The sequence below is a fragment of the Bacillus sp. 22-7 genome (assembly GCF_010628845.1).
GTDB classification, from domain to species: domain Bacteria; phylum Bacillota; class Bacilli; order Bacillales; family Cytobacillaceae; genus Cytobacillus; species Cytobacillus firmus_B.
The window spans coordinates 6,547-21,158 of sequence record NZ_NJQY01000012.1; the positions used below are offsets into that span (position 1 = coordinate 6,547).

Here is a 14,612-nt window from a genome sequence, read left to right on the forward strand (position 1 = left end):
GTGGCGCTCTTAGTCTGCGTTCCTTGAAAGGACAGTCGCCTCCACATTTCGGGCAATCCTTCCAGAAAGGCAAAGAACGCCTTTCCGTGAGGCTCGTCTTGTGCTTGTCGGGGGTGGGCAAGGCGCTTCCGCATTTCTGAAATTGTCCAGCTCCAGGCGCCATCGGCTCTCGGGTCTAAGCCAATCCGTCCAAAAGGTTAAAAAACAACCCTTTAGCCGGCTCGTCTTATGCTTGAGGCCCGCAGGACAAGGAAGGCTTCGTCAGCATAAACATCGCACGACCGAAAGCGACAGCTTTTGGGAGGATGCGGGTCATGCAGACGTTGCCACAGGACGTGGCGGTTTTAGACTGCGTTCCTTATAAGCGGGAGCTTTACGCATTTCTTAACAAGGGGTGAAAAACATGCTTGGTTTAGCGAAAGGATTATCGTATACCCTTAAAAACCTGACACGCAAAAAGGTAACGTATGATTACCCGAATGAGCCGCTTCCGCTTCCGGACCGGTTCAGGGGAATTCAAAAGTTTTACCCTGAAAAATGCATTGTCTGCAATCAGTGTGCAAATATTTGTCCTACCGATTGTATCGAGCTGACAGGGAAAAAACATCCGGACCCTGCCAAAAAGGGGAAAATCATTGATACCTATGATATCAACTTCGAAATTTGCATCCTTTGCGACTTGTGTACAGAGGTATGCCCAACCGAAGCGATTATCATGACCAATAATTTTGAACTGGCGGAATATAGCCGTGATGAGCTGTTTAAAAACCTTGAATGGCTCGATGAAAATGATGAAAATATACGGAAGGTGAATAAAGCATGACGTTTTCAGGTGAGTTTTTAGCGTTTATGTCTCTAGCTTTAGTTGCGGTCATCGGCGGCGTGCTTTTATTAAACCTTACCAAAGTTGTGCATATGGTTGTCGCTCTTGTATTTACATTTGTAAGCATCGCCGGAATTTATGTGCTGCTTTCAGCTGAATTCCTGGCCGCGGTCCAGATTTTGATTTACTCTGGAGCGATTACCATCATCATGCTGTTCGGGATCATGCTGACGCGCCATAACGACACAAGCGAGCCTAAAACCGGCCGCTGGCGTAAGCTGTTAGTATTCGTGGGGGTTCTTGGCTTTGCTTTCGCGGTCTACATCGGAATTTATAACCTTGATTTGCCGTCAGCGCCGAATGACCTTCATGTCAATAATACAGAGCAAATCGGAATTGAGCTTTACTCAAAATTCATTATTCCGTTTGAAGTAACATCTGTCCTATTATTGGTCGCTTTGATTGGTTCCGTTGTTTTGGCTAAAAAAGACGATGAAAAGGAGGCAGAAAAGGAATGAGTACAGTTCCCGTTCAAGCTTACCTGGCATTGGCTTTAATCCTCTTTTGCATCGGTCTGTATGGTGCTTTGACTAAGCGCAATACTGTGATTGTCCTGATCTCAATCGAACTGATGCTGAATGCGGTTAATATTAATCTTGTGGCATTCAGTAAATATGGCATCACACCGTCCATTACCGGACAGATTTTTACGCTATTTGTTATTGCGGTTGCCGCAGCAGAAGTGGCAGTAGGAATAGCAATTCTGATTTCACTTTACCGTAACAAAAAGAGCGTTAACATTGATGAAATGGATGCTATGAAGCACTAAATATACTGTAAAAATGCAGCCGCGCTGGCTGAGAATAGAGAATTGAAAAGGCGGCCATAAGTGGCTCCCGCCTTAAAGGACCTGTTCATAAGGTCCCAATCTGGCACGCCGTGCTCTAGGGTGTGTTCAAAAAAGGGGATTGTGATAATGATGGAGAATGCATGGATCATACCGCTTTTCCCGCTTTTATCGTTTTTGTTCCTTATTTTATTCGGCAAACGGCTAAAAGAAGCGAGTGCTTATATTGGGATTCTGTTTACCCTGGCATCGCTTGTCTATTCCTTATTGGTGCTATTTGACCGGTTTTCGGCACCAACTTATAAAGCAGAAGGCGTTTGGCTGACTATAGGGGATGTTCAGTTAACAGCGGGTTTTGAAGTTAATCAGTTAAATGCACTGATGCTGGTGATTGTTTCACTTGTCAGTTTCCTGGTACATACGTATTCGAAAGGCTATATGCAGGGGGATGACCGTTTTCCTGTTTTCTATGCCTATTTAGGGTTATTTACATTTGCCATGCTGGGCCTTGTCATCTCGCCTAATCTGCTTCAGACGTATTTCTTCTGGGAGCTTGTCGGACTTGGTTCCTTCCTGCTGATCGGTTTCTATTTTTACAAAGAGGAAGCAAAGGCTGCGGCCAAAAAGGCATTTATCATGACGCGTATTGGAGATGTCGGCCTTTTGATCGGAATGATTCTATTATTCTGGCAGGCTGGCAGCTTTGAGTATGATGAGATTTTTGCAGCAGTTGAAGCGGGTGCCATTTCAGGCACAATGATTACATTAACAGCGATTCTTATTTTTGTAGGGGCTGTCGGAAAATCGGGCCAGTTCCCGCTGCACACATGGCTTCCTGACGCAATGGAAGGGCCGACGCCAGTCTCCGCATTAATCCATGCAGCGACAATGGTAGCGGCAGGTGTGTATTTAGTGGCGGCGCTATTCCCGCTGTTTGCAGCAAGTGAAACAGCACTGATGACCGTTGCTGTCATTGGGGCCTTCACAGCCATCTTTGCAGCAAGCATCGGCCTGGTTCAGAAGGATATAAAGCGGGTACTCGCTTATTCAACCGTCAGCCAGCTCGGCTATATGATGCTGGCACTGGGTTCTGCCGGATATGTAGCCGGCGTGTTCCACTTAATGACGCACGCTTTTTTCAAGGCTTTGCTGTTCCTTGCAGCAGGAAGTGTCATCCATGCCGTTCATACACAGAACATTGAACATATGGGCGGTCTGTGGAAAAAGCTGCGCGTAACCGGCCCTCTGTTCCTGATCGGAACACTGGCGATCAGCGGTGTGCCATTATTTTCAGGGTTCTTCAGTAAAGATGAAATTTTAATCGCTGCCTGGGCACACGGGAACACGGTGCTGTTCTGGCTTGCGGTAATTGCCGCATTCTTTACGGCATTTTATATGTTCCGCCTGTTCTTTATGGTTTTCACTGGTGAAGCAAGAAGTGAAATGAAAAATGTTCATGAATCGCCAAGTGTTATGACATTGCCAATGGTAGTGCTTGGGGTTCTGGCTATAGTAGCTGGATATGTGAATACACCATGGTTTGGAACATTTCTAGGTGATTGGCTGGTAGAAGATAACCATGCCCTTGGCCATGGCCATATTGAAGGGCCTGCCTGGATTATGATTGTTGCAACTGCAGTATCCCTGCTTGGAATTTTCCTTGCCTGGCTAATGTACGGCAAACGCTCACTTTCACGCGATTGGCTGACAAGCAGAATGCCGCTTTCATACAACGTTCTGTACAATAAATACTATATCGATGAATTCTATTCGCTGACCGTAGTGAATGGGGCGAAATTCATCAGCTCATTCCTGCGCTTCCTGGAAGTATTCCTGGTTGAAGGCCTTGTAAAGAGTGTAACTGGAATCATATCTGCTCTCGGAAAACTTGGTTCTAAATTCCATAATGGCCAGATTCAGACGTATGGAACAGTGGCGTTTGTCGGCCTGGCTATTTTAGTTGTCATCTATGCGTTTACAGGGGGGTACTTAAAATGAACTTAGCTTATTTTCTATCCATTTTAGTTTTCTCCCCGCTGCTTGGTATTTTAGTGTTATCTTTCCTGCCGAGAACGCAGGAATCATTGATCAAGACAGTTGGCTTCCTGGCCACGCTTCCTGCGCTGGTATTGGCGCTGATCGCCTATTTTCAATACCGGGCAGGTGCTAGCCTTGAACAGCTGAATGAAAAAGTAAGCTGGATTCAGTTTGGCGATTCCGGCCAGCTTGGAAATCTTTTTTCCATTGATTATGAATTGGGGCTGGATGGATTCTCACTTATCATGATTGTCCTGACAGCTGTACTTTCTACACTTGCAGCGATTGCTTCTATTCATATTAAAAAGGAATGGAAGGGCTACTTCATGCTGTTTTTGCTGCTTGAAGTCGGCATGCTGGGTGTATTTGCCGCTGAAAACCTGATTCTTTTCTTTATTTTCTTTGAAATCACATTAATTCCGACCTTCTTCCTGATTGGGAAATGGGGTTACTATGAAAAAGAAAATGCTGCATACAGCTTCCTGATCTATAACGGGCTTGGATCTGCTGTTCTGCTGATTGTCATTATGGTACTGTTTGCCCGTACTGGCACAGCCAATATTGATGCTTTGATGGCCGCAATGAACGCGGATAATCCGCAGCTTGTTGCGCCAATCTCTGAAAATATGAAAATGGGCATGCTGATTGCGCTTTTAATTGCATTTGGTGTGAAGCTCCCAATTTTCCCGCTGCACAGCTGGATGGTGCGGGTCCACGTACAAGCTCCGCCATCAATCGTCATGCTGCATGCCGGAGTGCTTTTGAAAATAGGGGCATTCGGTTTAATCCGCTTCGGAATGGGAATATTTCCTGAGCAATTCCAAAGCATTGCTGTATGGCTGGCTGTCCTTGGAGTCGTGAATTTACTGTATGGAGCGTTCCTGGCGTTTGTTCAGACCGATTTTAAAATGGTGCTTGCCTACTCTTCTATTTCCCACATGGGAATCGTTTTAATCGGATTAGGAGCATTAAATGAGGCAGGAATTCAGGGAGCGATTTTCCAGGTGGTTTCTCACGGTTTAATCGCAGCACTATTATTCTTCCTTGTGGGTGTCTTTTATGAACGCTTTCAAACCTCCAATATTCAAAATCTCGGTGGGTTGGCAAAAGGGATGCCGATTACGGCAGGCTTCCTTCTTGCTGGGGCCATGGCCTCCCTTGGCCTTCCTGGCATGTCAGGGTTTGTGAGTGAATTTATGGCCTTCCTTGGCCTGTTTAAAGAAATGCCGATTCTCGCTGCAGTCGGTACAATCGGAATCATTATGACAGCTGTTTACCTGCTTCGCGCGGTACTGGGTATCACATACGGCAAAGCGCATCGGGACTTTGCCGGCATAACGGATATGAAAAAGTTTGAGTTCGTGCCTGTCCTGGTCTTAGTCGGCTTAATTGTCCTGATTGGTGTTTATCCAAGTGTGCTGAGCGAACCGCTGACCTCAACACTTGAAACGATCATGCTTGGGATAGGAGGGTGATGATGGATGGATCTCGAAACATTATTATCTTATGAATGGGGCATAATGACGCCGGAGTTCATCATCCTTGGTGTTGCGACCGCTCTTTCATTAATGGATTTGTTTATGCCGAAATCCCAAAGCCGAAAAATTCTCGGCTGGGTCGGCTTTGCCGGAATACTCGCGGCTCTTGTTTCCTTACTGGGCCTTATCGGGCATAGTCCGGAATCCATTTTATTTGATACGTTCAGGCTTGATTCCTTTGCAAAAGCTTTTAAGCTGCTGCTCTTAATCGGATCTGCGATGGTACTGCTGATTGCCATTGGCTATGAGCCGAATGAAGGATTGGAAGAATTCAGGGGGGAATTTTTCTATCTGTTCATGGCTGCATTGCTTGGGGCAATGATCATGTCTTCAAGCGGAGATTTAATCACCCTGTTTGTAGGGCTTGAGCTTCTTTCCATTTCGTCCTACATTTTGGCAGGCATGAGAAAAAGAAGTCTGCATTCAAACGAATCGGCCATGAAATATGTGATCAACGGCAGTATTGCCACAGCGATCACTTTGTTCGGAATGAGTTATGTATACGGTTTAACTGGAACTACGAACTTAAAGGAAATGTCCGGATTTTTGACATCCATCTATAATGAACAGCATATTTACCTGTTAGGCCTTGCATTCTTTATGATCGTGGTGGGACTTTCTTTTAAATTGGCTACAGCGCCATTCCATATGTGGGCGCCGGATGTGTACCAGGGTGCACCTACGCCTGTAACAGCTTTTTTAAGCGTAGTTTCCAAAACAGCCGGATTCATCATTGTTATCCGCATTCTGTTTTCAATCTTTGCGAATGCGCCATCCGGTGATGTACAGGGGCTTCCGATGATCCTGGCTCTTCAGGATTACATTGCCTTCCTGGCAGGAGCCACGATGATTATTGGGAACTTGATTGCGCTAAGACAGCGGAATATTAAACGTTTGTTTGCTTATTCCAGCATCGCTCAGGCCGGTTACCTGCTGGTTGTGATTGCGAGCATGTCACTATTCATGTTTGATACGCTCTGGTTTTACCTCGGTGCTTACTTATTCATGAACCTAGGCGCTTTCGCGATTATCCAGCATGTGACACATAAATCGGGTTCAGAAGATATCAGCCAATTTGCCGGGCTTTACCGCCGCACACCGTTCCTGGCCATCGCAATGGCTATCTTCCTGCTGTCACTTGCAGGTATTCCGGGGACAGCCGGGTTTATTGGCAAACTGAACATTTTTATGGGTGCATTAGTGCCAAATGAAGGCCATTATGTACTGGTATCAATTATGATTGCCACAACAGTCGTTTCATACTTCTACTATTTCGGTGTCATGGTGCAAATGTTCTTCAGGCCTGCAGCTGATGCTGATACAGGAAAAGTTAAGATTCCAGCGGCTTTAACAGCTGTTATCGCAATCAGCCTGGCAGCCACCATCTTGTTCGGAATTGCACCAAATATCGCATTTGATTTCCTGCAGGGCAATTTCAATCAGTTTACTGATTTCTTTCAATAAAAAAGCTTTTTAAAATGGGGGTTTTAAAAAGCTGTTACGAAATAGGGGACAAAAGGGGTATAAATAGGAGGGGGAAATCTCCCCTTCTTTTTTGTTTGCCTTGGTTTAGACTTCGGGTTTATTCGACAATTCGATATAATAGACTAATAAACGGCGAAAAAGAAAGAAACTTAATTTTCAAAAAATATCCAGTCATGAAACTTACCTGATAGTATAAACGTCAAATGGTATTGTAGCGCACAAAGCAGGTAAGCGAAGTGGCAATGAATTAAAGGAGGGAAGAAGATGATATCAGGATTTGGGCAGCAGGCACTCATCAGCATTATGTCTCATTTGGTGTTTATTGCGCTGGCCTGGTGGGCGCTTCAGGCATTGCGGTTTGAAACCCTTTTGCGGGCGAATCATGTTTTTCAGGCACGTGTATTGTATGTTCTGCTTTCAATTGTAATTGGATCTTCCGTCAGCAACTTCTTTCTCGATTATCTTTTATGGTCCCAGCAGCTTCCGCTTATACTGCAGAACATCACCTTTCTTTAAGTGCTGTATATGATAGCCATATTTTTTATAAATATAGGTCTTCATACATGTTTTCAATTTGACAATTATTGAGTAAAATCTTTTTGTTGCTTGTTTTCCTGCATACATACTATCTTGTGAAATGGTTTTCAAAGTATGCATAAAAAAGCAAAAAAAACATCGAAAATAACAGTGATTTTGCAGCCTTTTCAGTTTGTCAAAAAGTGACGACAATTCCCAAGTATGCTCACTCTGTCCTTGGTAACAATGGTACTAAGGGGAGGAGTTTACAGATGAAAAAATCATTCATTACATTATTTATTATTGCCATTATTGGTTTCATGATGATAAACATTGGGAATAAGACGACTGTAGCCAAAGGGGAGCTTGACCTGTTAACGATGGCCTCGGTTTTACAGGGCGAGAATATTTTAATCAAAGATTGGACTTTGCATGCGAGAGAAAAAATGGAAAACCAAAACCTTCAGGAAGTAAAAGCATTCACTAATGAACTGCAGTCTCAATATCCTGATTGGGAATGGAGCTTTCAAAAAACAGAAAAATCATGGGAAGCAAAAGCTATTATTAAGCAGACAGATGCTCAGTCAGAAGCAGTAAAAATTTTATCAACCCCCACAAATGGTCAAGTTCAGACGTATGTGATTTATGAGGCCAAAGGTCAGGGGTGGAAACAAGAACAGAGCAAACTGGCTGCAGAACTAAATAGTAGGATTTCTGACATTTTTCGAGGAAATGCCACAATTTTCTCTTGTATCCAAGGCGAATTCAATGATAAGATTAATAAGTCTTTGCCTGATACTGCAAGTCAGCTACTGGACGCTTTTAATGCGACAGAAATAGAAGCATTAAAAGAAGACCAATTTATTTCAGCATCAGCAAATTCGCCGCTTTTTGGTGAATTCATTGAGACAAATGGCAATGGAATGAACATGCAGCTTGGATTACGGACAAATGGAATGGGCGCCAAGACAAACATTGTTATTGGCACACCCATCATAACGATTGAATATTAATATAGAGAAATTGGACGCGGAGGGGAATACACTTTGGATAAAATCATCGTCCGCGGCGGAAATAGGTTAAGCGGTACTGTCAAAGTTGAAGGAGCAAAAAACGCTGTTTTACCGGTTATCGCCGCAACACTGTTAGCAAGTGATGGCAAAAGCGTAATTCGTGATGTCCCAACACTCTCCGATGTATATACTATTAATGAAGTATTACGCTATTTAAACGCCGAAGTGGAGTTTGAAAATAATACAGTAACAGTAAATGCATCTCGAGAGTTGAAGGTAGAAGCACCATTTGAATATGTACGCAAAATGCGTGCTTCAGTTTTAGTCATGGGATCTTTATTAGCAAGAAATGGCCGTGCCCGTGTGGCATTGCCAGGGGGATGCGCAATCGGTTCCCGCCCGATCGACCAGCATTTAAAAGGCTTTGAAGCGATGGGTGCAAAAGTAAAGGTTGGTAATGGCTTTATTGAAGCGGAAGCACCTGAAGGCCGCTTGCACGGAGCAAAAATATATCTCGATTTCCCTAGCGTTGGTGCTACGGAAAACATTATGATGGCTGCAACATTGGCTAAAGGCACAACGGTTTTGGAAAACGTAGCTAAGGAACCTGAAATTGTGGACCTGGCTAACTTCCTTAATAAAATGGGTGCCAAAGTTAAAGGAGCAGGAACGGGCACGATCCGCATTGAAGGTGTGGACGTACTGTTTGGTGCAGAGCACAACATCATTCCTGACCGCATTGAAGCAGGCACATTCATGGTGGCAGCTGCCATTACAGGCGGAGACGTTCTTGTAAAGGGTGCTGTACTTGAGCATTCTGCTTCATTAATCGCCAAGATGGAAGAAATGGGTGTTACCTTCATTGAAGAAGCTGAAGGCATCCGTGTTATGGGTCCAGACAAGTTGAAGGCCGTTGATATTAAAACAATGCCTCATCCTGGATTCCCGACAGACATGCAATCACAAATGATGGCCCTCTTGCTTCACGCTCAGGGTACAAGTGTGATTACAGAAACTGTATTCGAAAACCGTTTCATGCATGTGGAGGAATTCCGCCGCATGAACGCCGATGTTAAAATTGAAGGCCGTTCTGTGATCATGAACGGACCAAGCAATCTGCAGGGCGCAGAAGTAGCTGCGACAGACCTTCGTGCAGCTGCAGCTTTGATCCTTACTGGATTGGTGGCAGAAGGCGTAACACGCGTAACAGAGCTGAAGCATCTTGACCGCGGATACGTGGACTTCCACGAAAAGCTTGCCGGACTGGGAGCAGATATCGAACGTGTGACAGAAGTGGAAGAAACATCTGTTAATAATGGCCTTGTTTCTGACATGAACGCATAAATAATGCCAATCAAGGCGGCCTTTAAGAGTCGTCAAAATAGTCGCCTTGCGCGCATTTCAAACTGAAACCGCAGAATCGAGCTGTCAGAGGACTGACAAATCGATTCTGCGGTTTTTGCTATGCTATTTTTCGATGGAGCGCTCAATCAATTTAGATTGTGCACATAAATAATTTTATCCGCACATAAATTGTCCCTATCCGCACACATAAAGAAAAGACATAGGGATTCACTGTTAAAATAGCTGGAAATCTACTGCTTTAAAGAGGAGAAATAAATTTTTAAGTAATAAACCAGCAAATTTACCCCTATTCTGCACCTTCCCCCAACTTCCGAAGCAAATATTAATCTATTGTCATATTAGCTTGTCCATAGCCATAAACATGAATTGAGTTCGAATTATTTATTTGCTATGGAGGCTTAAAACATGACAAAATTCAATCCTTTCATCGTACTAGCCGCACTGTTGTTTGCCGTCACACTCATCGTTCCCTCCCTGCTTGTGATTCCTTTTACAGAAGGAAATGTCAGCGGGAAGCTTGGTGAGGAGCTTAAAACTGATGCCAAGAAAGAGACGGCGGCAGAAATTCCTCAAGGGCCAGCCATAGAGGTAGGAGTCTACCGCCTTGCACAGAAAAAGCTGGAGACGGTACCGCTTGAAGATTATATTGTCGGAGTGGTAGCATCGGAAATGCCGGCCGAGTTTGAAGAAGAAGCTTTAAAGGCGCAGGCATTGGCGGCAAGAACCTTTATCGTGAAACAAATGATGAACAAAGATAGCGTGGAACTTCCTGAAGGGGCATTAGTGTATGATACCGTAACCCACCAGGTTTATAAAAGTGAAAGTGAACTTAAGCAAATTTGGGGATCAGATTACAAATGGAAAATTCAAAAGGTTAAAGATGCCGTAAACTCAACAAGGGGCCAGATCCTCACCTTTGACGGCTCGCCGATAACAGCTTCCTTCTTTTCAACAAGCAACGGCTTTACCGAAAATTCCGAAGCCATCTGGCCAAATTCCGTACCTTATTTAAAAAGTGTAGAAAGCAAATGGGACCTGCAGTCTCCTAAGTTTAACGGCAGAGAGGTATTCACTGTACAGGATTTTGAAAGGAAATTGGGTGTGAAGCTTCCAAATGACAGCACCATCGGCACAGTGACTGAGCGAACAGCCGGCCAGCGGGTTTCAAAAGTGGATATTAACGGGAAAGTAGTCAGCGGAAAAGACATCAGAGAGAAACTGGGCCTGAAATCAACAGACTTTACCTGGGAGCGCAAAGGTGACAATATCATTATCAACACCCAGGGCTATGGCCATGGAGTCGGCATGAGCCAATACGGCGCAAATGGCATGGCAGCTGAAGGAAAGAACTACAAAGAAATCGTTGCCCACTATTATAAAGGGGTGGAAATTGCAGCTTCTGACCAACTGCTGACGAAAGTAACGGCTAAAAAATAAACGAAAGAGCTGGTTCATAGAGAATCAGCTCTTTTATTTTGCCCTTTTAAAGAAACCAAGTAGCTTACCAAGCCTGTCAAACCGCCCATAAAAAAGAGCCCTGCTGATAAAATACCAGCACACCGCCACACCTGTAATATCCTTAACAGCGTCAATCACAGTCGCAGACCGGTACGGTACAAATGACTGATGGATCTCATCAAGAATCCCGTAGAAGCACGCCAAAATAGCCAAAAGAATATTCACTCCCGGCGTCAGCTTAACGGCAGTCAACGCTGCCAGAACCAGAAGAACATATAAAATACCAAACTCAATCAGATGCATAGATTCTTTTATAAACCGGTCCACCGCCAAATCCGGCAGCTCCACCACAGCATCAGCCGGCATGCTGGACAGGATCCATATTAGCGCCATATACAGGAAAGGCAGCACCCGTATTATCCACTTAACCATTCTTCAGTAACTCCTTTAAAAATATTTTCTCAGATCATGCATAATCCAAAAACGTTTGTCGAAAAATAAGCCCAAAAAATTTTTTTTGAGAAATGTATATAATCCTCTCAATCTGTTCAGACTGATTGCTGAGGTGATGATAAATGAGAGAGGAAGAAAAGAAACGATCTTCTCAAGATTCCAGCTTTAAACGCTTTATGAAAAAGCGGTGGGCATTCCCAGCAATCTACATTGCAAGTGCAGCAATCATTCTAACCGGTGTTCTTTGGTACCAGACTAGCGACAACGCTACAGACACTGACAGCTACGATTATGAAGCCACTGATATTACCGGCAAAAAGTACGACGAGCCAGCATTGGAAGTTAACCGTGCAATGGAAAACTTCGTAATGCCTGTCAAAGACCCAGACTCTGCTGTCATTCAAAAACAATTCTATGACTATGACGGCAAGGCTGAAGAACAGGAAGCTGCTCTAGTATTTTACAATAACACATACCATCCGAACACAGGTATTGATATTGCCACTAAGGATGGGGAAACATTTGATGTCCTTGCTGCATTAAGCGGAAAAGTTACCAAGGTAGAAGAAGATTCACTGTTGGGTAATGTCATTGAAGTGGAGCATGACAAAGGAATTGTAACACAATATCAATCTGTTACAGAGATGAATGTTGAGGTTGGCGACCAGGTAGAACAAGGTGATGTCCTTGCAAAGGCAGGCGAAAGCTTGTTTAATGAAGAAGCAGGCGTACATGTACACTTTGAAATCCGCAAAGACGGAACACCGGTCAATCCGCTTGATTTCTTCAATAAGCCGCTAAGCTCTTTACAGGAGCTTGACACAGCTGACAAAGCAGATGCTGAAGAAAACAGCGGTGCAACTGAAGAAAATGATGAGGCTGCTCCTTCTGAGGACAAGTCCTCTGAAGAATCTGCAGATGAAAATGCCGGAAATACGGACGAAGACGAATCTGCTGATACAGAAGAAGACCCAGCTGGAACTTCTGAAGACGAAGGTCAAACTGACGACCAAGTTGAAGAAGACACTGCAACTGAATCAACAGACGCATAATAATAGGGAGTCTGCCAAAATGGCAGGCTCTTTTTTGGTGATGTCTAGCTCCACAAGGGACGCTTCGGGAGCATAAACATCGCAGGACTAAAAGCGTTAGCTTTTAGGAGGAGCGCCTACCCCCTCGAGGTGAGGCCCCCAGGACAAGGAAAGCTTCGTCAGCTTAACATCGCACGACCAAAAGCGACAGCTTTTGGGAGGATGGGGGTCATGCAGACGTTGCCACAGGACAAGGAAAGCTACGGCAGCGATACATCGCACGACCGAAAGCGGCAGCATTTGGGAGGACGTGGCGTTCTTAGTCTGCGTTCGTTCGTGGGCAAGGCGCTTCCGCTTTTCTTTTGACAGGCACCACCCTGTTTTTTTTCGAATAAACATTATTTCGACAATTCTGCCATTATCCTGTATAATATTTCGATAAACGAAGTGTTATACAGGGGGAGAAGACATGAAGAAGCTGCTGTTAACCGGTTTTGAACCTTTTCTTGATTTTCCGATCAATCCTACAGAAAAGATTGTGAATGCATTAGATGGCAAAACGGTTGGAAACTATGAGATTATAGGACATCTTCTGCCGGTTGATTTTAATCTCGCACCAAAGAAAATAGTAGAGGAAGTGGCCGGGAAGAAGCCGGATGCAGTGATTTCTCTCGGGCTGGCTGCCGGGCGGACAGCCATCACTCCTGAGAGAATTGCGATCAATTGCCAGGACGGCGAGCCGGATAATAGCGGAGTCGCACCTGAAGACAAGCTGATAGAGGAAAGTGGTCCCGATGGCTATTTTTCCACCCTGCCGATCCGGCGGATGGTAAATAGACTTAAGGAAGCAGGATATCCTGCAGCAATCTCAAACACAGCGGGAACTTATCTATGCAATAACGTTATGTATTCCGTGCTTCACCTGCTAAAATCGACAAACACTGAAATACCAGCGGGGTTTGTGCACATACCTGCATCCCATGCACTGGCGGCTGCCAGTAAAAAAAGCATGGCAAGCTGGTCAGATGCCGACCTGCTGGAGGCAATTACGCTGATCATAAAAGAATTGGACTAAGGAGCCGGATTGGCTCTTTTTTTCTGGACATTTTTCATTATTACTATAGTGTTTTCCTCTAATACCCTAAAGCCTTCACCAACTATTTTTGCTGAAAAAACCTTATATATCAAAGTCTTTCAAAAATATTTATATTTTTTTCCAGCATGTACTTGACCTGAAAAAGATTTTTGTACATAATGAAGTATGAATTTTCTTAAAATTAAATGAAATCAGAAAATGAAGTATTTATTTTAAAACTTAAAGCGGAAAGCAGCAGGAAAATGACAGCGCTTTCTAAAAAGGGGGAAACCGAATTGCTTCCGTTACTGGCTATGATGATCATTACAGGTACTTGCCTTTTTCTTGCTTTAAGGAAGAAAAGGCCAATCTTCCTGGCAGTCCCATTTCTATCCATCTTTGCTTACTTCCTCGTTCAAATCATCCTTGTTCCCGCACCTTTCATGGATACAGTCAAATTTATTTTCAGTTTAAGGTAATGGTTTTGTCCGGATCCGGAAAATGGATCCGGTAAAATAGCAGCGATTCGGCTGCACATATCGCAATATAAGGAGTGATTTCTGACCAATAATATCTTTTCATCAAAATTAAAACTGCAAACATATCATTTTTACCGGGGGTGGAGTTTTGAAGAAAATCGATAAAAAAGTAGCGGACAGTTATTTCCGTGAAAAGACTCGGAATATGATCATTTATTTTGCTATTGGCTTTCTTGCCTCTTTTGGCGTGGTCTTCTTTGCAGAACCATTAAGTGATATAACCATTAACGGGTTCCCATTCCATTACTTTATGGGCGCACAGGGAGCAGTACTGACATTTATCATTCTGCTATTTGTTAATGCAAAAATGGGAGATGCGATTGACCGGAAATATGGAATTGATGAAAACAAAAATGAACAAATCAGTTCAGGAAAAGTTCTTGATCATTAATTAACGAAAAAATGAGCGGCTGTTCAAGCTTCCGCTATACA

15 protein-coding genes are annotated in these 14,612 nt (G+C 44.0%); 14 read left to right on the forward strand and 1 reads right to left on the reverse strand.

Annotation, left to right across the window (positions count from 1 at the left end; genetic code table 11):
• Positions 1–403 precede the first annotated feature (403 nt).
• The 10 genes from nuoI (at position 404) to spoIID (ending at position 11,061) form a co-directional block, all read left to right on the forward strand.
• Positions 404–823, forward strand: a complete 420-nt coding sequence (gene nuoI / locus CE058_RS10125; RefSeq protein ID WP_035327886.1) for an NADH-quinone oxidoreductase subunit NuoI — start codon at positions 404–406, stop codon at positions 821–823.
• Complete coding sequence (locus tag CE058_RS10130) at positions 820–1,341, forward strand: NADH-quinone oxidoreductase subunit J (RefSeq protein WP_048007953.1); 522 nt, start codon at positions 820–822, stop codon at positions 1,339–1,341. The genes nuoI and CE058_RS10130 overlap by 4 nt, the downstream gene beginning before the upstream one ends.
• Positions 1,338–1,652 carry an NADH-quinone oxidoreductase subunit NuoK gene (nuoK, locus tag CE058_RS10135; RefSeq protein WP_035327883.1) on the forward strand — a complete coding sequence of 105 codons (315 nt, stop codon included), beginning with the start codon at positions 1,338–1,340 and terminating at the stop codon, positions 1,650–1,652. Before CE058_RS10130 ends, nuoK begins: the two co-directional genes overlap by 4 nt.
• Positions 1,653–1,799: 147 nt before the next feature.
• Positions 1,800–3,668, forward strand: a complete 1,869-nt coding sequence (nuoL, locus tag CE058_RS10140) for an NADH-quinone oxidoreductase subunit L (RefSeq protein ID WP_163142326.1) — start codon at positions 1,800–1,802, stop codon at positions 3,666–3,668.
• Positions 3,665–5,182: an NADH-quinone oxidoreductase subunit M gene (locus tag CE058_RS10145; RefSeq protein WP_163142330.1), complete on the forward strand. Its 1,518-nt coding sequence runs from the start codon at positions 3,665–3,667 to the stop codon at positions 5,180–5,182. The genes nuoL and CE058_RS10145 overlap by 4 nt, the downstream gene beginning before the upstream one ends.
• A 6-nt stretch (positions 5,183–5,188) precedes the next feature.
• Positions 5,189–6,709, forward strand: coding sequence for an NADH-quinone oxidoreductase subunit NuoN (nuoN, locus tag CE058_RS10150; RefSeq protein WP_163142333.1), 1,521 nt, complete (start codon positions 5,189–5,191; stop codon positions 6,707–6,709).
• A 285-nt stretch (positions 6,710–6,994) separates the two neighbouring features.
• Positions 6,995–7,246, forward strand: a complete 252-nt coding sequence (locus tag CE058_RS10155) for a DUF1146 family protein (protein ID WP_035327878.1) — start codon at positions 6,995–6,997, stop codon at positions 7,244–7,246.
• Between the two features lie 272 nt (positions 7,247–7,518).
• Positions 7,519–8,259, forward strand: a complete 741-nt coding sequence (locus CE058_RS10160) for a YwmB family TATA-box binding protein (protein ID WP_163142336.1) — start codon at positions 7,519–7,521, stop codon at positions 8,257–8,259.
• A 33-nt stretch (positions 8,260–8,292) separates the two neighbouring features.
• Entirely contained in the window at positions 8,293–9,603 is a 1,311-nt protein-coding gene (murA, locus tag CE058_RS10165; protein WP_048007958.1) for a UDP-N-acetylglucosamine 1-carboxyvinyltransferase, read from the forward strand.
• A gap of 426 nt (positions 9,604–10,029) precedes the next feature.
• Positions 10,030–11,061 carry a stage II sporulation protein D gene (gene spoIID, locus CE058_RS10170; RefSeq protein ID WP_163142339.1) on the forward strand — a complete coding sequence of 344 codons (1,032 nt, stop codon included), beginning with the start codon at positions 10,030–10,032 and terminating at the stop codon, positions 11,059–11,061.
• A gap of 33 nt (positions 11,062–11,094) precedes the next feature.
• On the opposite strand, the gene CE058_RS10175 is transcribed toward spoIID, so the two are convergent.
• Complete coding sequence (locus CE058_RS10175; protein WP_163142342.1) at positions 11,095–11,514, reverse strand: VanZ family protein; 420 nt, start codon at positions 11,512–11,514, stop codon at positions 11,095–11,097.
• A gap of 143 nt (positions 11,515–11,657) precedes the next feature.
• Between CE058_RS10175 and spoIIQ the strand changes: the two genes are divergently transcribed.
• The 4 genes from spoIIQ to CE058_RS10195 all read left to right on the forward strand — a co-directional run bounded on the left by spoIIQ (position 11,658) and on the right by CE058_RS10195 (position 14,571).
• Entirely contained in the window at positions 11,658–12,587 is a 930-nt protein-coding gene (gene spoIIQ / locus CE058_RS10180; protein ID WP_163142345.1) for a stage II sporulation protein SpoIIQ, read from the forward strand.
• Between the two features lie 448 nt (positions 12,588–13,035).
• Positions 13,036–13,641, forward strand: coding sequence for a pyroglutamyl-peptidase I (locus CE058_RS10185; protein WP_048007962.1), 606 nt, complete (start codon positions 13,036–13,038; stop codon positions 13,639–13,641).
• Between the two features lie 296 nt (positions 13,642–13,937).
• The gene (locus tag CE058_RS10190) at positions 13,938–14,120 is read left to right on the forward strand and encodes a hypothetical protein (protein WP_048008002.1); all 183 of its coding nucleotides are present in this window, start codon (positions 13,938–13,940) and stop codon (positions 14,118–14,120) included.
• Positions 14,121–14,268: 148 nt separating this feature from the next.
• Positions 14,269–14,571 carry a DUF4212 domain-containing protein gene (locus tag CE058_RS10195; protein WP_035328377.1) on the forward strand — a complete coding sequence of 101 codons (303 nt, stop codon included), beginning with the start codon at positions 14,269–14,271 and terminating at the stop codon, positions 14,569–14,571.
• The last annotated feature ends 41 nt before the right edge of the window (positions 14,572–14,612 follow it).